At 60.1% G+C, this 19,748-nt stretch carries 22 protein-coding genes and 1 tRNA gene; 19 read left to right on the plus strand and 4 right to left on the minus strand.

What is annotated here, in order from left to right:
- Nucleotides 1-6: 6 nt before the first annotated feature.
- Entirely contained in the window at nucleotides 7-1,089 is a 1,083-nt protein-coding gene (locus GRI43_RS10435) for an efflux RND transporter periplasmic adaptor subunit (protein ID WP_160731057.1), read from the minus strand.
- Nucleotides 1,090-1,194: 105 nt separating this feature from the next.
- Between GRI43_RS10435 and GRI43_RS10440 the strand changes: the two genes are divergently transcribed.
- The gene (locus GRI43_RS10440) at nucleotides 1,195-1,851 is read left to right on the plus strand and encodes a response regulator (RefSeq protein ID WP_160731058.1); all 657 of its coding nucleotides are present in this window, start codon (nucleotides 1,195-1,197) and stop codon (nucleotides 1,849-1,851) included.
- Complete coding sequence (locus tag GRI43_RS10445) at nucleotides 1,848-3,212, plus strand: sensor histidine kinase (protein ID WP_160731059.1); 1,365 nt, start codon at nucleotides 1,848-1,850, stop codon at nucleotides 3,210-3,212. The genes GRI43_RS10440 and GRI43_RS10445 overlap by 4 nt, the downstream gene beginning before the upstream one ends.
- Nucleotides 3,213-3,343: 131 nt before the next feature.
- Here the strand turns inward: GRI43_RS10445 and GRI43_RS10450 are convergent.
- Nucleotides 3,344-3,420 (minus strand) — tRNA-Arg (locus GRI43_RS10450).
- A 166-nt stretch (nucleotides 3,421-3,586) separates the two neighbouring features.
- Here GRI43_RS10450 and GRI43_RS10455 point away from each other — a divergent pair.
- The 11 genes from GRI43_RS10455 (at nucleotide 3,587) to GRI43_RS10505 (ending at nucleotide 13,996) form a co-directional block, all read left to right on the plus strand.
- Nucleotides 3,587-4,489: a hypothetical protein gene (locus GRI43_RS10455; protein ID WP_160731060.1), complete on the plus strand. Its 903-nt coding sequence runs from the start codon at nucleotides 3,587-3,589 to the stop codon at nucleotides 4,487-4,489.
- Nucleotides 4,490-4,526: 37 nt separating this feature from the next.
- A complete protein-coding gene (locus tag GRI43_RS10460) occupies nucleotides 4,527-4,928 on the plus strand; it encodes a hypothetical protein (protein ID WP_160731061.1) in 402 nt (133 codons plus the stop codon).
- Between the two features lie 63 nt (nucleotides 4,929-4,991).
- The gene (locus GRI43_RS10465) at nucleotides 4,992-5,543 is read left to right on the plus strand and encodes an MmcB family DNA repair protein (protein WP_160731062.1); all 552 of its coding nucleotides are present in this window, start codon (nucleotides 4,992-4,994) and stop codon (nucleotides 5,541-5,543) included.
- Between the two features lie 65 nt (nucleotides 5,544-5,608).
- Nucleotides 5,609-6,331 carry a sterol desaturase family protein gene (locus tag GRI43_RS10470; RefSeq protein ID WP_160731690.1) on the plus strand — a complete coding sequence of 241 codons (723 nt, stop codon included), beginning with the start codon at nucleotides 5,609-5,611 and terminating at the stop codon, nucleotides 6,329-6,331.
- A gap of 2 nt (nucleotides 6,332-6,333) precedes the next feature.
- Nucleotides 6,334-6,768, plus strand: a complete 435-nt coding sequence (locus tag GRI43_RS10475) for a DUF2141 domain-containing protein (protein WP_160731063.1) — start codon at nucleotides 6,334-6,336, stop codon at nucleotides 6,766-6,768.
- Between the two features lie 127 nt (nucleotides 6,769-6,895).
- Nucleotides 6,896-8,848 (plus strand): PAS domain-containing protein, encoded by a 1,953-nt coding sequence (locus GRI43_RS14095; protein WP_160731064.1) that lies wholly within the window; start codon nucleotides 6,896-6,898, stop codon nucleotides 8,846-8,848.
- 50 nt (nucleotides 8,849-8,898) lie between these two features.
- Nucleotides 8,899-9,978, plus strand: a complete 1,080-nt coding sequence (locus GRI43_RS10485) for a phosphatase domain-containing protein (protein ID WP_160731065.1) — start codon at nucleotides 8,899-8,901, stop codon at nucleotides 9,976-9,978.
- A complete protein-coding gene (locus GRI43_RS10490; RefSeq protein ID WP_160731066.1) occupies nucleotides 9,979-10,953 on the plus strand; it encodes an alpha/beta hydrolase in 975 nt (324 codons plus the stop codon). It begins immediately after the preceding gene.
- Nucleotides 10,954-10,963: 10 nt separating this feature from the next.
- Nucleotides 10,964-12,319 carry a M48 family metalloprotease gene (locus tag GRI43_RS10495; protein ID WP_202391696.1) on the plus strand — a complete coding sequence of 452 codons (1,356 nt, stop codon included), beginning with the start codon at nucleotides 10,964-10,966 and terminating at the stop codon, nucleotides 12,317-12,319.
- Nucleotides 12,320-12,329: 10 nt separating this feature from the next.
- Nucleotides 12,330-13,037, plus strand: coding sequence for a DsbA family protein (locus GRI43_RS10500; protein ID WP_160731067.1), 708 nt, complete (start codon nucleotides 12,330-12,332; stop codon nucleotides 13,035-13,037).
- A gap of 2 nt (nucleotides 13,038-13,039) precedes the next feature.
- Nucleotides 13,040-13,996 (plus strand): hypothetical protein, encoded by a 957-nt coding sequence (locus GRI43_RS10505; RefSeq protein ID WP_160731068.1) that lies wholly within the window; start codon nucleotides 13,040-13,042, stop codon nucleotides 13,994-13,996.
- On the opposite strand, the gene GRI43_RS10510 is transcribed toward GRI43_RS10505, so the two are convergent.
- The gene (locus GRI43_RS10510; protein ID WP_235903727.1) at nucleotides 13,993-14,595 is read right to left on the minus strand and encodes an HD domain-containing protein; all 603 of its coding nucleotides are present in this window, start codon (nucleotides 14,593-14,595) and stop codon (nucleotides 13,993-13,995) included. The genes GRI43_RS10505 and GRI43_RS10510 overlap by 4 nt on opposite strands.
- A 149-nt stretch (nucleotides 14,596-14,744) precedes the next feature.
- Here GRI43_RS10510 and GRI43_RS10515 point away from each other — a divergent pair, with 149 nt between their 5' ends.
- The 5 genes from GRI43_RS10515 to GRI43_RS10535 all read left to right on the plus strand — a co-directional run bounded on the left by GRI43_RS10515 (nucleotide 14,745) and on the right by GRI43_RS10535 (nucleotide 18,778).
- Nucleotides 14,745-15,974, plus strand: a complete 1,230-nt coding sequence (locus GRI43_RS10515) for a sensor histidine kinase (RefSeq protein WP_160731069.1) — start codon at nucleotides 14,745-14,747, stop codon at nucleotides 15,972-15,974.
- On the plus strand, nucleotides 15,971-16,768 hold the full coding sequence (locus tag GRI43_RS10520) for a LytR/AlgR family response regulator transcription factor (protein WP_160731070.1): 798 nt from the start codon (nucleotides 15,971-15,973) through the stop codon (nucleotides 16,766-16,768). Before GRI43_RS10515 ends, GRI43_RS10520 begins: the two co-directional genes overlap by 4 nt.
- Before the next feature lie 12 nt (nucleotides 16,769-16,780).
- A complete protein-coding gene (gene nadC / locus GRI43_RS10525; protein ID WP_160731071.1) occupies nucleotides 16,781-17,644 on the plus strand; it encodes a carboxylating nicotinate-nucleotide diphosphorylase in 864 nt (287 codons plus the stop codon).
- A gap of 83 nt (nucleotides 17,645-17,727) precedes the next feature.
- Nucleotides 17,728-18,084, plus strand: a complete 357-nt coding sequence (locus tag GRI43_RS10530; protein ID WP_160731072.1) for a hypothetical protein — start codon at nucleotides 17,728-17,730, stop codon at nucleotides 18,082-18,084.
- Nucleotides 18,065-18,778 (plus strand): ribonuclease T2 family protein, encoded by a 714-nt coding sequence (locus tag GRI43_RS10535; protein WP_160731073.1) that lies wholly within the window; start codon nucleotides 18,065-18,067, stop codon nucleotides 18,776-18,778. The genes GRI43_RS10530 and GRI43_RS10535 overlap by 20 nt, the downstream gene beginning before the upstream one ends.
- Here GRI43_RS10535 and GRI43_RS10540 read toward each other — a convergent pair.
- Nucleotides 18,775-19,230: a nucleoside deaminase gene (locus GRI43_RS10540; protein WP_160731074.1), complete on the minus strand. Its 456-nt coding sequence runs from the start codon at nucleotides 19,228-19,230 to the stop codon at nucleotides 18,775-18,777. The two genes, GRI43_RS10535 and GRI43_RS10540, sit on opposite strands and share 4 nt — an antisense overlap.
- 162 nt (nucleotides 19,231-19,392) lie before the next feature.
- Here GRI43_RS10540 and rpmB point away from each other — a divergent pair, with 162 nt between their 5' ends.
- The gene (gene rpmB / locus GRI43_RS10545) at nucleotides 19,393-19,689 is read left to right on the plus strand and encodes a 50S ribosomal protein L28 (protein WP_160731075.1); all 297 of its coding nucleotides are present in this window, start codon (nucleotides 19,393-19,395) and stop codon (nucleotides 19,687-19,689) included.
- The last annotated feature ends 59 nt before the right edge of the window (nucleotides 19,690-19,748 follow it).

The raw sequence follows: 19,748 nt of genomic DNA on the forward strand, positions 1-19,748 counted from the left end.
GCCGCCCTACTCCGCGCTCATGGCCTTGAGCTCGGCAATGCTGCTCGCGGCGACGACCTCGCCCGCCTTCAACCCCTCGGAAATCACGGCCTGATCAGAAGTGGTTGCAACCACCGTGACCCTGCGCGGTTTGTATGCCTTGCCATCGCGCACGAAAACGTGATCGTCTCCGCCGATCCTCGTCACGGCATTGGCGGGAACAGCCATGCCCTTTGTCCCTGCGCTGCCCTTGATCGTCACGCTGACATTGCGTCCGGCAACAATGCCAGGTGCAGCGCCGATACTGGCGCGCGCAAGCACGGCACGGGTGGCCGGATCAATCGATGGCGACACAGCAAGGATCTGACCACCGACAGTGATCCGCTCATCGCCTTCATTAGACAACATGATCTCTACCGGCATGCCGGGTCTGACGGCTTTGGCCAGCCGTTCAGGCAGCTGCAGCTCGACCTGATAGGCGCCCTCGGCCTCTATCACGAAGGGGGCCTCCATCCCGTCTACTGGCCCGCCCGTTTCCGGGCCGACATGCGCAACCCGGCCTGAGATCGGCGCGGTCAGGGTCATCATGCCGTCGGGGCCAACGCCGCCAAGTGATGCAAGCCGTTGCTGTTCGGCGACGGTGGCGCGGGCTTGCGCCAATGCGGCTCTGGCTTCGTCGGCGCGCGCTTGAGCGATGACACCCTCTTCGGCAAGCTGGGTGAGCCGGTTGGCACGCGCTTCTGCCAAGCCGACTTCAGACCGGGCACGCGACAGGTCGCCACGAATCTGCACAGGCTCCGCAGAACGAACCAAGGCCAGCGGCTGGCCGCGGCGAACCGCTTGCCCTTCGATGACATAGACCCTCACTGCGGCACCGGGGAAAGGGGTGGTAACTGCGACCCGCGCCTCTGGCGGCAATGTCACCATTCCAAGCACCGTGCCGAGCGGGAGATCGCCAACTTCGCTTACTTTGACTGCATCTATGGCCAGGCCTGCCAGCGGATCGGCGGCAGCATCGGGAGCGGTTTCGGTCTCGACGGTGTCAGAACAGGCCGGAAGCGCCGCGAGAGCGGCAAGCAGGGCGATTGAGGCGAACAGACGGGGCTTCATGCCGCCCCTTTTGCTTTATGAAGCTGACAACAACTTGTCAGTTTGGCAGGATATTGTCAGTTTTACGTACCATAGTGCCGCCAATTGTTGAGGAAGGCTCCGGCTATGCGCCTGCTGGTGGTAGAAGACGATCCCGAACTTGGCCGGCGGCTGAGCGATCGCCTGCGCGCGGCAGATTTCGCCGTGGAACTGGCAACCTGCCGCAACGAAGCGGAAGATTGGCCCGATGTCGGGGCAATGGCAGCGGTCATCCTCGATCTCGGCCTGCCTGATGGCGACGGGATCGATCTCTTGCGACATTGGCGCAATGCCAGGGTCGAAACCCCGATCCTGATTTTGACCGCACGCGGCAGCTGGCAGGACAAGGTCGAAGGGCTCAACGCCGGAGCAGACGATTTTGTGGTCAAACCGGTGCGGTTCGAAGAATTACAGGCGCGGCTCAATGCGCTGTTCCGGCGTCAGCAAGGGACACGCAACAATTTGCTCGAAATTGGCGACCTGTCGCTTGATCCAATTGCCCGAACGGTCGAACACGCTGGCGTCCCGCTGGCGCTTAGCAAACAGGAATTTCGCTTGCTTCACCTGTTTATGCGCCGTGCCGGACAGGTCATGTCGCAGGCCGATATCCTCGATGACCTGTATGAGCTGGATGCCGATCGCGAGCTCAACACGGTTGAAGTGCTGGTCGGCCGCTTACGCCGCAAGATTGGGCGCGAGCATATCGTCACCCAGCGCGGCATGGGCTATCGTTTCGAGAAATGAGCAGCCGTCCCGTACCCGGCAGCCTGCGGCTGCGATTCCTCCTGGCGATCACGCTGTGGGTCGTGTTGGGTATCGGTGCTATCTGGTTTTCGGCTGTGGGCATCTTCAGCAAGCATGTCGAGGAATCCTATCACGAGGAACTGGAGGTCCATGTCCGCGAGTTGGGGCGGCTGGCCGAGGTTGGGCCGGATGGACAATTGCGACTGACACGGCCCCTGTCCGACCCGCGCTACGAGGAGCCATTGTCTGGCTTCTACTGGCAGATCACTGCTCGGAACCGGCAGGCCTTGCGATCGGAATCCATGACCCGCGGGACGCTGGACGAACATATCGCACATTCGCCCGAGATCCTGCACACGCTAGAGAATGGCCCTTCTGGGCCCGCCATAACCTATGGCTTCACCCGCAAGGGGCCGTCGGACGAGGATATCCACTTCGTCATCGCCACCGATCAGAGCGAACTCGACAGGTTGATCGGCAGTTTCACCCGGGACCTCTCGCTGTGGCTTGTCGGTCTTGGCGTATTTTTGCTGGCAACCGGGATGGCGATCATCAGCTTCGGTCTGCATCCGCTGGACCGGCTGTCGGTTGCGATTGGTCGATTGCGGCGAGGCGAAGCGCAGGATCTCGAAGGCCGGTATCCAGCGGAAATCGCGCCGCTTGTCGCAGACCTGAACGCTTACCTGCACCAGAATGCCGACATGATTGCCAAGAGCCGGGTGCAGGCAGCCAACCTGGCTCATTCACTGCGCACCCCGCTCGCTGTAATCACCGACGAGGCGGAACGACTGGGCGAGACAGCCGGGGGGCGCGAACCGTCGAAAGTGTTGCTCGACCAGGCACGCGCGATGGAGCAGCAGATCGATTTCCAACTCGCCCGCGCGCGTTCTTCGACCGGGCAACCGTATAGCGCGCGTTGGGTGCGCCTGCCGGAAGTAGCAGAGCCGATACTGCGAGCCATGAAAAGGCTGCATCCGGACAAGCACTTTGTTCTGGAGACTAACAATTGCGACGGCGTGCAACTGCCGCTGGATGAAGTCGATTATTCCGAATTGCTCTCGATCCTGCTCGACAATGCAGGGAAGTGGGCGACGCGCGAGGTCAAGCTGCAATTCGTTTGCGAGCCGAACCAGTCATTCACCGCGCGTGTGATCGACGACGGTTCCGGAATGACCGAGAAAGAACTCTCACATGCTTTCGAGATCGGCTCGCGGTTCGACCGCCAGAAAAGCGGTTCAGGCCTCGGCCTGGCAATTGCCCGGGATCTCGCGGATGCGCTGGGACTGACACTCGATCTCAGCAATACACCTTCTGGCCTCGCGGCGACCGTTTGCTTTCACCCAGCTTCAATCGAACGCTGAACGATGAAGATAGGGCGCAATGCTGCACAGCTGCGCTCAATCGCCGCGTGGCCCTTGGCGTCTGATGTTTTCCGGAATGGCTGGACCAATGGTTCTGCACCTGATGCGCAAACCGCGCATAAATAGAAATATGGCGCACCCGAGAGGATTCGAACCTCTGGCCTCTGCCTTCGGAGGGCAGCGCTCTATCCAGCTGAGCTACGGGTGCCGATCAGTCAGGGGAGCGCGCTTAGCAAAGCGGGTTGCGGCTTGCCAGCGTTATTCGTGCAGCTTGCTGCAAACGGCACCGCTGCATAAGGAAGGGCATGTCTGCCGGCGTTCCATCCAGTCGATTGCTCGGCTCTTCTATAGTCGTCACGGGTACGCACTATTCGATGACGACGTTGGCAGGGCGGTTGCTTGCTGCAGCAGATGAATTTCACCTTCTGCACGAACCGACCAACCCGCAGCCGACGCTCAGTTACGATTCGATCCAGCCGCAGCGGTGGTATGAATATTACGATGCCGCCCGTTACAGTGAGCTGCGCCGGTTTCTCGAGCAAGCGCTGGCTGCCGGCGATCTGACTGAGCAGATCGCAACAAGAGCCTCAGGCGCACGATCACCGCGTGATGCGATGCGAGTGTTGCGGTACGCACAGCGTAAACTTCCGATGCGACTTGCCCCCAGGCCGGCCATCCTCAAGGACCCGTTCATGGCGTTTTCCGCGCGGACTTTGCAGGCAGAGGATGGTCTGAAAGTCGTGCTGACGGTCAGGCATCCTTGCGCTTTCGCGGAAAGCTTTGTCAGGGCAGGACGCGCTTTCGACTTCAACAATCTGATGCAGCCAGCCTTGCTTGAGGCCTTGCCAGGAGAAGCCGGTACGATAAGCGAGTTGGCGAATGCCCCTCCGCCGCTCACCGAACAGGCAGCGCATCTGTGGCGAATCGTCTATGGTTTCGCGGCACAGTTCCTCCTGCCTGATCCTCACACATTCCTCCTGTCGCAAGATCGGTTGGTGAGCCAAACGCGGGATACGGTCGATGCCCTGTTTGCATTTGCCGGCGCGAGGCAGAGTGCATCGGTGAAGACCTTCCTTGCCAAAAACCTGCAATCAGCAGGCACCGATTTCTCCGGTTCTGCATCTTATATCCGGCGCGACAGCGAGGCGGTTCTGGACAAATGGCGCATGCGATTGAGCGCGGCTGACCGCGATCTGGTTCGCGAACTGACCGGAGGAATCACGGCGCAACTCGGTTATCGTGAAGCGAGCTGGCATATCGCCGGGGAGCCGCGTTAGCGATTTGGCAAGCGATCGGGCGTAAAAGGCGAATCCTATGGACGCCTCTCCAACCAAATTCCTCACGCCCGACCGGGCCGACCACAAGGTCGCCGCGGGTAATAATTTGAGCCGCCAATGGGCTGCGGTGCAGGATGCCGCAGCAGCGGTGGCGATGCTGGCGGGAATGCCTGCTGAAAAACCTTCGCAGAAAATGCGCAATTTTCCCGCGCTGATCAGGGATGTCGATGGCTGGCAGCTGGATCTGGCGCGGAATCAGGTTTCGGACATGGCCGCGATGATGCAGCCGGGCCTCGCCGCCCTGCTTGCGACCAAGGCACGCGGACAAAACGGCACGTCCGCCGCACTGACTCTGTGGCATGAATATGTCGCGGCGCGCGATGCCTTGCTTGCACTGCTACCGGAAAGCGGCGCGATGGGGCCGCGCCGGTCCGCATGAATTTTTTGGGCCAGTTTGCCTGCACCATCTTGATCAAGTTCTTGCTATGTTCCAACAAGAGGCATGGCTCAGACACCAGTGATTCACCCGAACCAGACCAACACCGCCGCGAATGCCGCGGCCAGCGCGCGGCGTGGTTCTGAAGTCGCTGCGCCGCTAGATGCCAAGGCCCTCTCGCGCGGTATCCTGCGCTTGTTCGGCCGTAACGATATCTGGTGCCTGCCCGAAATGCCCTTGCGCAACGGGCGCCGGGCGGACCTGATGGGCATGGACCCCAAAGGCCGGATCGTGATCGTTGAAATAAAGGTTAGCCGGGCAGACCTGCTGGGCGACAACAAGTGGCCCGATTATCTCGATTTCTGCGACCGTTTTTACTGGGGCGTTCCGCCCGGTCTCGACCGCTCCGCCCTGGAAACAGAGGCATACCAGCCGGATTGCTGTGGGATCATCGTTGCCGATTCCTACGATGCGGAAATCATCAGACCTGCCCCTTCGCACCCGCTGGCTGCCGCGCGCCGTAAAGTCGAAATAGAACGATTGGCGCGGGCTTCGTTGAGGCGGCAGGTAACTGCGAGTGACCCTGAATGCTCAGCTTGGGCCCGCACACAGGGCTGAAGCGGCCTGGCTGTTTCAGCAATTAGGGCCTGTCGCATCGGCCCCGCCTGCGGCATACAGCAATGATGATGACCGCGATCCTCCTGTCTGCAATTGCCATGACGGCGATTGTCGCGGTGCGTTATCTTTTGACCAGCGGAATGTTTGCCTGGGCAACCAAGCGCGTTAGGCCAGGCCTGTATGGCAAGCTGTCGCGGCAGATCCGGTCGGAAATCGGCTGGTCGCTGCTCTCAGCCGCTATTTATGGTATCCCTGCCGGCGTGGTTGCGTGGGGCTGGCAAAACCTGGGCTGGACCCGGATTTACACTGACCTGTCCGAGTTTCCGCTATGGTATCTGCCGGTATCGCTGTTCGCATATCTGTTCCTGCACGATACGTGGTTTTACTGGACGCATCGCTGGATGCATCAGCCCCGCCTGTTCAAGATCGCCCATGCCGTACATCACGCCAGCCGCCCGCCAACCGCTTGGGCAGCGATGAGCTTCCATCCGGTCGAGGCCATCAGTGGGGCATTTGTCATCCCGGCGCTGGTATTTCTGATCCCGGTCCATATCGGCATTCTGGGACTGGTATTGGCAATCATGACAATCATGGGAGTCACCAATCACATGGGGTGGGAAATGTTCCCCCGCGCACTTATTCATTCAAGGTTGGGGAACTGGCTGATAACCGCCAGCCACCACCAGCGTCATCACGAGGCATACACATGCAATTTCGGCCTATACTTCCGGTTCTGGGACAGGGTCTGCGGGACAGATCGCGGCATTTCGGACGCTTTTGCAAAATAGCGATGTTCGTGCCGGCGGCAGCCCTGCTGGCCGGCAATTCCCCGGTTCGGCCTGAACCGGTCGGCGCCTCCATCAAAGTGACGGCCACGGAACTCCGTTCAGCCAAGGGCGTGGTCCGCGCCTGTATGACGACCAACGCAGACCGGTTTCCCAAATGCCGGGGCGACGCAAACGCCTACAGCGTGGTCGTTCCTGCGGCGGAAACGGTGTCTTTCACCTTCCGCAACGTGAAGCCCGGACGATACGCAATCGCTCTGCTGCATGACGAGAATGACAACGGAAAGGCTGATCGCGCACTGATGATGATGCCTACCGAAGGCTTCGGCTTCTCCCGCGATGCAAAGGTCAGGATGGGTCCGCCAAAATTCCGCGATGCTGCGTTTGACGTCACAGCAGCAGATCAATCGCAGCCGATCCGCATGCGTTACATGCTGTAACACAAGGGTTTTCATGACCCTTCCAGACGCCATTGCATCGCGGGCGCAAAGAAACGCACTTAACAGTATATTTACTACACGCCGCCAAAAGGTCCCTTGAACTTTTACCAAGGGGGCTTTTCGGGCCATGGACACGTTTCGCGGAAATTTCAGCTCGGCTGATTACGATGCCGACGATCGCGACTTCGACGATGGTGAAGACGAAACCGGACGCGAATTGCCGCCTGCGGCAATCGGTACGGACGAGCGCCGTATGCAAGTGCGTGCCTACAACCACTGGGCCAGCCTGCTGGAAGACCGCAGCTTCCCATCAATCGAAGACCTTGAGCCTGAAACTATCAACGATTTTGGGCCTTTCAGCGTGCTGCTCGATTTCACCTCGGGCATTGAAGATCCGGCAATCCAGTACCTTGGCAACGAACTTGCGGGCGAGTGTGGTACGCATGACGAAATCGAGCGCCTATCGGACGTGCCGAGCCGGTCGCTGCTTAGCCGAATTACCGATCACTACATGCAGATTCTCGCGAATCAGGCGCCGATCGGGTTCGAAGCCGAATTCGTAAACCAGCGCGGCGTGACGATCCTGTACCGCGGCATCCTGCTGCCTTACTCAAGTGACGGCGACACGATCGATTTCATTTACGGAGTGATCAACTGGAAGGAAATGGCCGACCAGATCACAACCGATGAACTGCTGCTGGAAATTGACCAGGCGCTGGATAGCGGTGAGCTGGAAGCCGAGGGATCGGGTGCAGACGCCGATGGCATCGCCGATCCGATCGACGCACCGCTAGACCTCGAAAACGAGATTGGAACCATCGATGCGAGCGGTATGCTCGACCTCGGCGAGTTCGAAGACAGCGAGACCGAAGGGGAAGAGGAAGAGGGCTTCCCTGCCCCGGCATTCGGCGCGGACAACGCAGACTATTCGGCAGAAATCACTGCAAACGATGATTTGGAAGACGCAGATGAAGCGGCTGTCCAACGCCTTTCATCCCTGATCCAGCCGCGCGAGCGCAAGCAGAACCCGCTAGCGGGAAGCTTCGACGAGGACGATTGGGAAGACGCCGACGACGGCGAACAATTCCACGATCCCCTGGCCGCCATGCGCGCAGAAGATCAAATATCCGGCGGCGCGGAATATGGCGGCGAAGACAGCAGCGAAGACGGCGTAGCTCCGCTCGGCGCGTCACCTTTGCTCAAGAAAAAGACCAAGACGCTTGGCCACGGCCTCGGTTCGATGTTCGAAACCTCGGAAAACAACTTCGACGATGATCTCGATGAAGAAGACATCGAAGAGCTGGAAGATTTCGACACAACTGATGATCTCCGCATCAGCGGCGTCCCGGACACAGGCCTCGCTGATGCTCCCGCAGGGTTTGACGAGCAGGAAGAGCCTGCTGCCCCCGCAACAGAGATCGAGGAAGAGGTTCCGGCTGCGGAAACCGTACTGCTTGGCGCTTCTGACGCTGCGGAAGGCGATCTGTATGATTGCCTGGCCGAAGCGCGCGAACTGGCGCAGATCGCCAACACGTCAGAAGACCGCACCCGCACCGCACTGTATAACGCAGTTGGCCGCGCATATGATGTGAGCCTGGCTGCGCAGGAATCGCCCGAAGACTTCGAAGAACTGATCGAGGAAAACGGCCTTACGGTGCAGGAACGTGCGCCAATGACGCCAGTGGTCAAGCTGGTTTTCGGTGCCGATTACGACAAGACACGCCTAACCGAATATGCTGCCGTTCTGCAGCATGCGCAGCGCCTCGAGATCGAGCGCGGGGGACTGTCACGCTTCCTGTCCGAAGCGGAAGGCGGGCTCAAGGCCGTGGTTCAGGCCGAACGCCGCATCCGCAAGGAAGAAAGCGGAAAGACAGTCGATCCGGTTGATGAAATTCGTCCGGCTCTGGCAGAAAAGCTGCGCGAATTGGAACACCGCCCGCTGAGCGAAATTTCGGCAGATGGCGCGGAATTCGGTGCAGTATTGATACGCCGGCTGGACAGCGGCGAAATCGTGTTCGTTGCCGAAGTTTCCGACGATATTCCGCTGCTTGAGAAAGTTGCCCGCAAGGTCGCCGGATAAATCACCGGAACTGCTATTGAATTGCACCGCAAGATGTCTAGCGTCGCGCGGTGCCATTCTTCACCAATGCTCCGCCCCGGGTTCAGCCCTTCTTCGGTTACCGAAGCAGCGAAATCCTGTCCATTTCCGCACGCGCTCTGCGAGGGAATGTCGCCGATTTCAATGCAGAGGGAATGCTGCGTTCCGTCCGCACGATGCTGTCGCAATTCATCTCGCATGAGGTCGCCGGGCTTCAGGTTTCGCTGACCATCACGCGCGAGGATGGCTCTGAATTAACCCGCACGCAGGAAACAGATGAGGAAGGCTTCGTCCATTTCGAGATAGAAGTGGATGACTGGCCGCTGCCGCCGACCGCGCTGTGGCACGTCGGCAAGCTGGAATGGACAGGCGGCGCAGGAGAGGCCGAATGTCATATCCTTGCCCCAGGTGCCGATACCGATCTGGCGGTCATATCCGACATCGACGATACAATCATTGAAACCGGCATCACCGGCAGCCTTAAGGCGGTGCGCCGGAACTGGAAGCGGGTGCTGGCGCAAATGCCGCATCAGCGCGAGCATGTGCCCGGGGTGGACGGATTTTACCAAGCGCTCGGCGGAGGTGCAGGGCAGGCTTCGGAAACTCGCCTGTCGGCAACCCGCCGGCCGTTCTTCTATGTCTCCTCCAGCCCTTGGAACCTGTTCAGCTATCTTGTCGCATTCAAGAAGTCGCGCGGGCTGCCGCTCGGCCCCGTGATGCTGCGCGACTGGAGCCTGAGCCGCGAGACGCTCGGTTCCGGCGGGCACGGCGAACACAAGCGGGCCTCGATCGAAACCATCCTTGGTGCCTTTCCAGACATGCGCTTCGCCCTGATTGGCGACGACACGCAGGGCGACCTGACCGCCTACGCATCAATCGCGGCGGATTTCCCCAACCGTATTGCCGCGATATTCATCCGGTCCGCAGGCGAAACCTTGTCGGGCGAAGAAGTCGAGGCCAAACAAGCCATTGCAGAGGCAGGGGTTCCGCTCTGGCTCGGCAGCGATTATCAGACCGGAGAAGCATTTCTGCGCGAAGCGGGGCTATCGGCCGACCGCGATGCTGCGGGAATTGTCGAGACGGTGGAACAGGTAGCAGAGGCCGCAGGCTAAATGACAACCAAGGGAAAACGGCGCATGATCTGGATTGCAGCGATCATCGTTGTGCTGCTGCTCGCAGCGGCAGCCGCGCTACAATTCGCGATTGGCCGCAACGGTCCCGCGGTGCTCGACACTGTAGACCGGATCACGGCCGGCGACCGGGGCGTGGAACTGGCCGAGAAAGTTGTCCTGGGCAGTGATCCGGCACAGAAAGTCGCCGTCTATCGCGATTTCAGCCAAGTTGCTGGCGAAAAACCGGTGCTGATTTTCGTGCATGGCGGCAGCTGGCGCAGCGGCAATCCTGACGATTACGGGTTCTTTGCGCGCGGTCTTGCGCCTGAAGGTTTCGTTGTCGTGCTGGCCGGATACAGGTTGGGCGACGCCGGTGTATTTCCCGGGATGGTGGAAGACACGGCGCGAGCGGTTGCATGGACGAAGGCGAACATTTCCCGCCATGGCGGCGACCCTGATGCGATATTCATCGCCGGACATTCTGCGGGCGCATACAACGTGGCGATGGTCGGACTCGACCGGCAGTGGCTGGGCCGCGAAGGGTTGGAGCCGGGCACCATCAAAGGCGTGATCGGCCTTGCTGGTCCGTATGATTTTTATCCTTTCGACAGCGATTCCACGCGCGCAGCCTTCGGGGGAACCAGCGATCCGGAAGCCACCCAGCCGATCAATTTCGTTCGCGGTGATGCACCGCCCATGCTGCTGCTGACAGGCCAGGACGATACCGTGGTGAAGCCGCGCAACACGGTGGCCCTGACTGAGGCCTTGAAAGGGCTGAACGGCCAGGTCGAGACGCACTTCATTGATGAAATGGACCACAATCTGATTATCATGGCCACCGCCAGCCCGTGGCGCGGAAGCCATTCCATTATCGAGCGGATGACCGGCTTCATGAACCGTATCACTGCCGCTGAGGCCGCTGAAATGCAGGCAAAGGGCAGCACTTCAGTTCCCGTTCAGGCCGGAGCGCCTTAAAATCCGGGCGATGCGCATCTTGTCCCGCCTGCTGGCCGCTCTTGCGGCGCTGACCATGGCTGCGCAGCCTGTTGCAGCCCAGTCGATCCTGCGCGACGCAGAGACTGAGGCGCTGCTGCAGGATATGGCCGATCCCCTGATCGAGGCTGCCGGGCTGGAGCCGGGCAATGTCGAAGTGGTGCTGATCAATGACGGATCGATCAACGCTTTCGTAGCTGGCGGGCAGACGGTCTACATTCACAGCGGGCTGATCAACGCCGCGGACACGGCAAATGAGGTTCAGGGCGTAATCGCGCATGAGCTTGGTCATATTACTGGCGGGCACGTCAATCGCATCAGCGAGGGCATGAGCTCTGCCTCTAATATCTCGATCCTGTCACTGCTAATCGCCGCCGCAGCAATTGCTGCGGGGGCAGGCGAGGCCGGAATGGGCATCATGGCCGCTGGACAGCAGGCCGCGATGGGCAAATTCCTGGCGTTTTCGCGGGTTCAGGAATCGTCCGCCGATGCTGCCGGGGCAGAGTATCTGTCCAAGGCCGGAATTTCCGGGCGCGGCTCGCTGGAATTCTTCAAGAAGCTGCAGAACCTGGAATTTCGATACGGCATCAAGCAGAATGACGACGCGACATTCTCGCGCACGCATCCGCTTTCAGGTGACCGTATTTCCACCCTGCGCGAAACCTATGTCATCGATCCGGCATGGGATGCTCCAGACGACACGGACATTCAGCGCCGTTTCGAACGGGTAAAAGCCAAGCTTTACGGATTTCAGGCCGAACCCAAGAAGACGCTGCAATATTATCCGGAAACACGGCAGGATATTCCCGCCCGCTATGCGCGCGCCTATGCCTATCACAAGAGCGCGCTGGTCGATAAAGCTCTCTCCGAAACGGAAGGCTTGCTCCAGCTCGATCCGCAAGATCCGTATTTTCTCGAACTGAAGGGCCAGGTCCTGCTAGAATCGGGCCGGCCGGTGGAGGCGCTGGAACCGCTGCGCAAGGCGACGGTGCTGACCCGCAGCGAACCGCTGATCGCATCCATGTTCGGCCATGCATTGATCGCAACCGAAGACAAAACCCATTTCGAGGAAGCGGAGCAGGTGCTGCGCGCAGCGGTGGGGCGCGACCGGTTGAACCCGTTTGCCTGGTACCAGCTGGGCGTGGTCTATGCCGCACGCGGCGACATGCCCCGGGCACGGCTCGCTAGCGCGGAACAGCAAGTGATGAGCCGCCAGTATGCCCTCGCCATCCGCAGCGCACAGTTCGCGGAAGCTGGCCTGCCCACTGGCTCGCCCGACTGGATCAGGGCGCAGGATATCGCCTTGCAAGCCCGCGCCGAGCTTGAACGCGAGCAAGAGCGCCGCTAGCCATCTAAAGATGCAGAACCTGTCCACCCGTAGCATTGCGCTCGTCGCCCTCGTGTCGCTGATTTTCGGCTTTGGAGGGGCGGCCTTGTGGTCGATTTCCGGCCTGGGTCACAGCCAGACGCGGGACTACCTGCTCGAAAACCCGAAAATCCTGCCTGAATTGGTGGCAAACTGGGAAAAACAGCAAGCGAACGAGCGACTGGCCAACGTCGCCGGTGAAGTCACAAAGCCGTTTCCGGGCGCGATCCTTGGCAATCCCAACGGCACGGTCACGCTGGTTGAATTCACCGACTATGGATGCACGTTCTGCCGGATGAGCCGCGAGAACGTGGAGGCACTGACCGCCGCCAATCCTGATCTAAAAGTCGTCATTCGCGAATGGCCCATTTTTCAGGGCAGCGATGCTGCGGCCAAGATGGCGCTGGCCGCCGCCAAACAGGGCAAGTTCCGCGAATTTCACGAAGCGATGTTCGACAACGGCCCGCCCAATGAAGATAATATCATGAGCGCGGCAGCAATCGCCGGTATCGATCTGGCGCTGGCGCAGCAATTCGTAACCTCTCAGGAAGCGGATTTCGAACTGGCGCAAAACATGACCATGGCGCGCAATCTCGGTTTCACCGGGACGCCTAGCTGGATCGTTGGCAGCGAAGTCATCGAAGGCGCGGTGGGCGAAGAACGGCTGCAGGAAGCAATCGACGCCGCCCGGGATTCCTGATCATGCGCGGGCGGGCGGCAATATTATTCATTGCGGCCGCATGTTTTTCAGCCCCCCTTACAGCGCAGGATAATTTCTCCAAGGATTTCAGCCGCCTGCAGCAGCAAGACAGTTATCTGCAATCGATTGGCTGGAAGCTGGTAACCGGCAATGCCGCATTTTGTGACCAGACAAAGCCCGCCACAGGGCTGCTGATCCAGGATGCGGCCGGTTATGGCGATCCGGCAAGAGTGCGCGCCGAAACCGGTATTGGCGGCGATATTTTCATCCATGCGGTTGTTCCGCGCAGCCCGGCAGCGCTTGCCGGTATCGATGCGCCTGAAGAATTGACCGCAATCGATGGCATGGAATTGGCGGCGCTTCCTCTTGACGAAGACCGCTTGTGGCAACGCCAACTCGATATAATGGCGATGATCGCCGCTTCGCTGGCTGAGGATGGCACGGTTGAATTATCGATCGCGGGCAGACCCGGTCCGGCGGCAATCACCGGCAAACGCGCATGCGCTTCGCGGTTTGAACTGATTTCGGGCCGGTCCAGTGTCAGCACCAATGGCACGCGGATCGCAGTGGGGCGCGACTTCGCCGGCCTCGGCTATGCAGAAGACGAATTCGCCGCCGCGCTGGCCCATGAACTGGCGCATAATCTGCTCGGCCATGCTGGCTGGCTGGATACCAACGGGCGCGGCAGACGCAACGTGCGCAAAACGGAGGACGAGGCCGACCGGCTGATGCCTTGGCTACTCGCCAATGCAGGATACGACCCTGCAGCAGCAGTGCGCTTTCTCGAACGCTGGGGGCCGAAAAACGGCGGCGGCCTGTTCCGCAAACGCACCCATTCAGGATGGGACGAACGGGCAGAAGCAGTCGCGGCAGAAATCCCCCGCGTACTGGCGTCGCAAAGCCGCCGCGGTGCAGCTGACTGGAAAGCGGATTTCGCGCGGATTATCGCCCTGGATTAGTCGTCCGAGACGTACATCGACGACAGCGGGCGGGCAAAAACGCGCTTCACCATCGGTTCGAAAAATTCCAGCGGCTCGCTGTCGTAATCCGGGTCGAATGCAGCCTGGTCGTATTTCTCGCAGAATTCCGCGCACGCATCGAAGTACGGGCTGTCACGAAACTGGTCGCGTGTATTCTGATCCATGCCCAGGAAGTGGAAGAAGTAATATCCCTGGAACGCGCCGTGGTGCTGGCAGATCCAGTGCTCTTCCTCGGTCACGAACGGCTTGATGATGGCAGCGGCCACATCGGGGTGGTTGTAGGAACCGAGTGTGTCGCCGATATCGTGCAGCAGCGCCATGACCACGTAACGTTCGCCGCGCCCATCGCGGTGCGCGCGGGTCGCGGTTTGCAGCGAATGCTGGAGCCGGCACACGGGGAACCCGCCAAAATCGCCTTCGAGCAGCTTGAGGTGGGTCAGAACCCGGTCAGGCAGGTCGGCAGCAAATTCGAGGTAGTGCTTCTGGATGATTTTCCAGTCAGCCTCTGTCCCCTCTTTCATCTCACGAAATTTGGCGTGTTCCGCCACTGCGTGCATCTGGCCCGTCTTGATATCCATTGGTGAGTCCTCTCCTTGGCGCTCAGTAATACCTCATGCCGATCCAAGTGTAAAACCTTCCCAGTCAGCGCGGGTGCGCAGCGCCGATACAAAACCGCAGATGCAAAACTGGTGTGACCTTTTCTGTCTTTTTCGGCTAAGGAGGGGGAATGGCTGTCTTGCCCTTTCAACCCACACCGTTTTTCAAGAACAAGAACCGCGCGTTCTGGAACCTGCAATTCGCGGGCTGGGGCGGCGCATTCCTGTTGCGTGCGATCACCGGCTTGGTCGGCGGACAGGATGCAAGCTTCCTCGTCATTGTCGCGATCGAGGCGATTACAGGCTTTTCCATCAGCCTGGTCCTGTCGGTAATCTACCAGCGTCTGATGACGCAGAAACCGCTCGTCACATGGGCCAGCACCGCAGTCGTGCTGACTTTTGCCGTATGGCTGTTCACCTTCATCATCGCATGGGTAATCAGCCTGACGCGGGCCAGTTTCGACGGCAATTTCGTTTCGCTGTTCATCGGGTTCCTGATCTGGCCACTGACCCTGCTTGGCGGGTGGTCGGCGCTCTATTACGCGATCAATTTCTTCCTTCAGGTGGAAGAACAGGCCGACCGGCTGGAACGGCTGGAAGCGCAGGCGACCAGTGCCCAGCTGGCCATGCTGCGATATCAGCTGAACCCGCATTTCCTGTTCAACACGCTCAATTCGATCAGCACGCTGGTGCTGCTGAAACAGACTGCGCCAGCCAACGCCATGCTGACCCGGCTGTCATCGTTTCTGCGCCACACGCTGATGATCGAGGCCAGCGGAACGGTGACGCTGGAACAGGAAATCGAGACGCTTAAACTCTATCTCGGCATTGAAAGAATGCGGTTTGAGGAAAGGCTGCGCACCGAATTCAACATCGAGCCGGATGCGGCCCTTGCCTGCCTGCCGGCTATGCTGCTGCAGCCGCTTGTCGAAAATGCCATCAAATACGCTGTCTCGCCGCAGGAAGAAGGGGCGAAGATCAGCCTTGAGGCGCAACTCGTCGGACAAAGGCTGCGCGTCACCGTTTCGGACACCGGCCCGGGCTTGCCCAGCGACGGCGGCCACCACATTCTCCCTGATGCTTTGACAGGAGAGGGTCGTGCGGTTTCAACGGGCGTCGGATTGGCAAATATTCGCGACCGTTTGGCACAGGCTTACGGCGATGATCACCTGTTCGAGATTCGTACGCCGCCGACAGGTGGCTTCATCGTGATAATCGAATTGCCCTTTACGAAAGCAGAAGATGACGCCGAGCAGGCCGCCCCCCGGGCTGTGTCCGGCACCAACCCCCAGGTCGCACCCCCCAAGTCCGCAATGCCCGCACCGGCGCTGACTTCGCGACAGATCGGAACCCAAACATGACTATCCGCGCGATAATCGTCGATGACGAAAAACTGGCCATTCAGGGCCTCCAGCTGCGCCTCGATGCGTTTGAAGATGTCGAGGTGATCGACACCTGCGCCAATGGCCGCGAAGCCATCCGCAAGATCAAGACCCAGAAACCCGACGTCGTCTTTCTCGACATCCAGATGCCGGGATTTGACGGCTTCAGCGTGGTCAAGGGCGTGATGGAAATCGAACCGCCACTGATCGTGTTCGTCACCGCTTTCCAGGAACATGCAATCCGCGCGTTCGAGGCCAATGCCGTCAATTACCTGATGAAACCGGTCGACGAGGACAAGCTGGCCGACACCATCGAACGCATCCGCGTGCGCCTGGCGGAGAAAAAATCTTCCGAAGAGGCGGAAAAGCTGATGAACGTGCTGGCGGAAGTGGCACCTGACGCAGCCGAGGAATTCACCGAAGGTGACGGCGAAAGCAGCGAACGGTTCGAAAAACTGATCAATGTGAAAGACCGCGGGCAAATCTTCCGCGTCGAAGTCGAATCGATCGAACATATCGAGGCAGCGGGTGACTATATGTGCATCTACACCGGCGACAATTCGCTGATCCTGCGCGAGACGATGAAGGATCTGGAGCGGCGCCTTGATCCGCGCAAGTTCCAGCGCGTGCACCGCTCGACCATCGTCAATCTCGACCAGGTCCGGCAGGTGAAACCGCACACGAACGGCGAATGCTTCCTCGTGCTCGATTCCGGGGCGGAAGTTAAGGTTTCGCGCAGCTACCGCGATGTCGTCGCGCGTTTCGTACATTAAGGAGACAGGGATTTGACGCAGTGGTCGCTGGAGGGGTTCGACCTCGACGCATTTGTGCGCGAAACGCTCGCGGAAGATCTGGGCAATGGCCTGCCGGGCGGCGGGCATGACGTAACTTCGGAAAGCGTCATTCCAGCCGATGCCCGCTTTTCCGGCGTGATGGACAGCCGCGATCCGATCAGCGTTGCAGGGTTGCCGATTGCGGAGGCGTTCTTTCGCGCGCTCGATCCTGACATGGAGATCGAAATTCTGGTCGCAGAAGGCCAGTCGGTACCCGCCGGTTCGGACCTGATGCGCCTGTCGGGAAATGCCCGCGCCATGCTGACCGCGGAACGCAGCGCGCTCAACACCGTGCAGCATCTGTCCGGCATCGCGACCATGGTGCGCGAATATGTCGACACGATGGACAATCCGGATTGCACCCTGCTGGATACGCGCAAGACCATTCCCGGCCTGCGGCATCTGGAAAAATACGCCGTGCGCATGGGCGGCGGAAATAATCACCGCATGGGATTGTGGGATGCGGCGATGATCAAGGACAACCACGTGCTAGTCGCCGGTAATGTGGCAGAGGCCGTGCGCCGCGCCCGCGAGGCAGGCACCGAGACCATCATTTGCGAGGTCGACCGGCTGGACCAGATCGAACCCGCGCTTGAGGCGGGTGCAACCCGTCTGCTGCTCGACAATATGGAGCCGGACACGCTGCGCGAAGCGGTGGCGATGGTGGCCGGACGCGTACCGACAGAAGCGAGCGGCGGGATCAATCTGCAAACGATCAAAGCCAAGGCGGCGACCGGTGTAGATTACGTGTCAGTCGGCCGCCTGACGCAAAGTGCGCCCGCAGCCGATATCGGGCTGGATTTCACGCCGCTGTGAGGGCCGCTGGCCCGAGGCCAATTGCCATTCGCCTGTTCGCGGGCGCGTTTTTTACAGCCGCAGTGATTTCGTTCGGGTATTCGATGGCCAATATTTCCGGCCATCAGGCGCTTCTGACGCGGACCATCCCGGAAATCGTCTGGTCACGGGATCTTACAATTGTCGTGGTGTCTGCGCGGCTGTCGGTTGCGCTCATCCCGATTGCATTAGTATGGTTTTTCGCCGCAAGGTTCGCCCGGTGGATGATCGCGCTGCTCGCATTCGGCAGGCTCATCAATCTTCCTGGATTGTTTGCGATGTTGGGATATTCCAGCAGCATGTTCGCACTCCAGTCCACATCGATGGCCCTTGCCTTCATTGCGGCAGCTCTGCTGTTTACGCCAAAGGCGAATGACTGGTTCAGCAATAAGGGACGCACGAATGCTGCGATATTTGAGTAACCCGCTCGCGCTCCTCGCCATCTTGCTTTCAATCCCCAGTGCCGCCAGCGCGCAGGCCTATCAATGCCGCATCCCCGGATCGGTCAGCGTGCCCGAAATTGCGCCTGCGGGCAGGCCGCGGCCATTGCCCGTCACCGGATATACCCTTGCCGTCAGCTGGTCGCCCGAATTCTGCAAGGGACGTGAGATGCAATCACGCCACCGCACGCAATGTTCGGGGCGCAACGGCCGCTTCGGCTTTGTCGCGCATGGCCTGTGGCCCGACGGGCGCGGCACATGGCCGCAATATTGCTCCACACAGCGCAAGGTTTCCCCGGTCGAGGCGCGCCGAAACATGTGCATGATGCCCTCTACCGCGCTGATTGCCAGCCAATGGACCAAGCACGGCAGCTGCATGACGCGGCGGCCCGAAACCTATTTCAAGGTCACCCGCATTTTATGGAACAGTATCAAATGGCCGGACGCCGACCGGCTATCCCGCAACGATGAGCTGACAGCCGGGATGCTGCGCGATGCCTTTGTCAGGATCAATCCCGACTGGCCGCATGAAGCGGTGGGGGTCAGCGCCAATACGCGCGGCTGGCTTCGCGAATTACGGCTTTGTTACGGAAAGGATTTCATGCCCCGGCGCTGCAATGCCCGCCAATACGGGCCGAACGACCGGGCAAAGCTGAAAATCTGGCGCGGGCTTTAGCGCCGGTCTCTGAAAAAGCTGCGCAGCAGCTCTGCCGCCTCCGCCTCTCCCATTCCCGAATAAATTTCAGGCTTGTGGAGGCATTGTTCGTGTTCGAACACCTTCGCCCCGTGCTCCACCGCTCCGCCTTTCGGATCGGGGGCAGCATAATAAAGCCTGGCGATCCGGGCATGGGCAATCGCGCCGGCGCACATCGCGCACGGTTCCAGCGTGACCCACAGCTCGCACCCTTCCAGCCGCTCGCCGCCCAATTTTCGCGCAGCTTCGCGAATCGCGGCAATTTCTGCGTGGGCGGTGGGATCATGGTCCTCGCGGGGGCTGTTATGGCCGCCGGCAATGACCTCGCCATCCTTCACGATCACCGCGCCGATCGGCACTTCGCCCGAAGCGGCGGCGCTTCTAGCCAGGTCCAGAGCGTGTCGCATCGGTTCGGGGAGCGGCCAACGGGTCATGCCCGCCGCGCTAGCCGGGGCCGAGGCGGGCTGCAATACAGGCCGTGAAATGCTTGACGATTCGGCTAGGGGCAGTTAAGCGCGCGCCTTTCCGGGATATTCCCACAGATTTAACTGGCCTTCGGCATTCGCTGGCGGCCCCAAATTCGAACGAGAGACATCATGTCGCGCATTTGCGAACTGACCGGCAAGGGCCGCCTGACCGGCAACAACGTTAGCCACGCCAACAACAAGACCAAGCGTGTCTTCCTGCCCAACCTGCAGAACGTAACGCTGCTGAGCGAAAAGCTTGATCGTGGTTTCAAGTTCCGCGTATCGACCCACGGCCTGCGCTCTGTCGAGCACAATGGCGGTCTCGACAACTGGCTGCTCAAAACCAAGGACGAAAAGCTTTCGAAGAACGCGCAGAAGGTAAAGCGCGAACTGAAGAAAGCCGTCAAGGAAGCAGAAGCTGCCTGATTGCTGACACCTTCCGCAAGGGGGGGTGTTCGGTTTGACGATTTAGAAGGGCGCGCGGG

It is taken from the genome of Pontixanthobacter luteolus (assembly GCF_009828095.1).
GTDB classification, from domain to species: domain Bacteria; phylum Pseudomonadota; class Alphaproteobacteria; order Sphingomonadales; family Sphingomonadaceae; genus Pontixanthobacter; species Pontixanthobacter luteolus.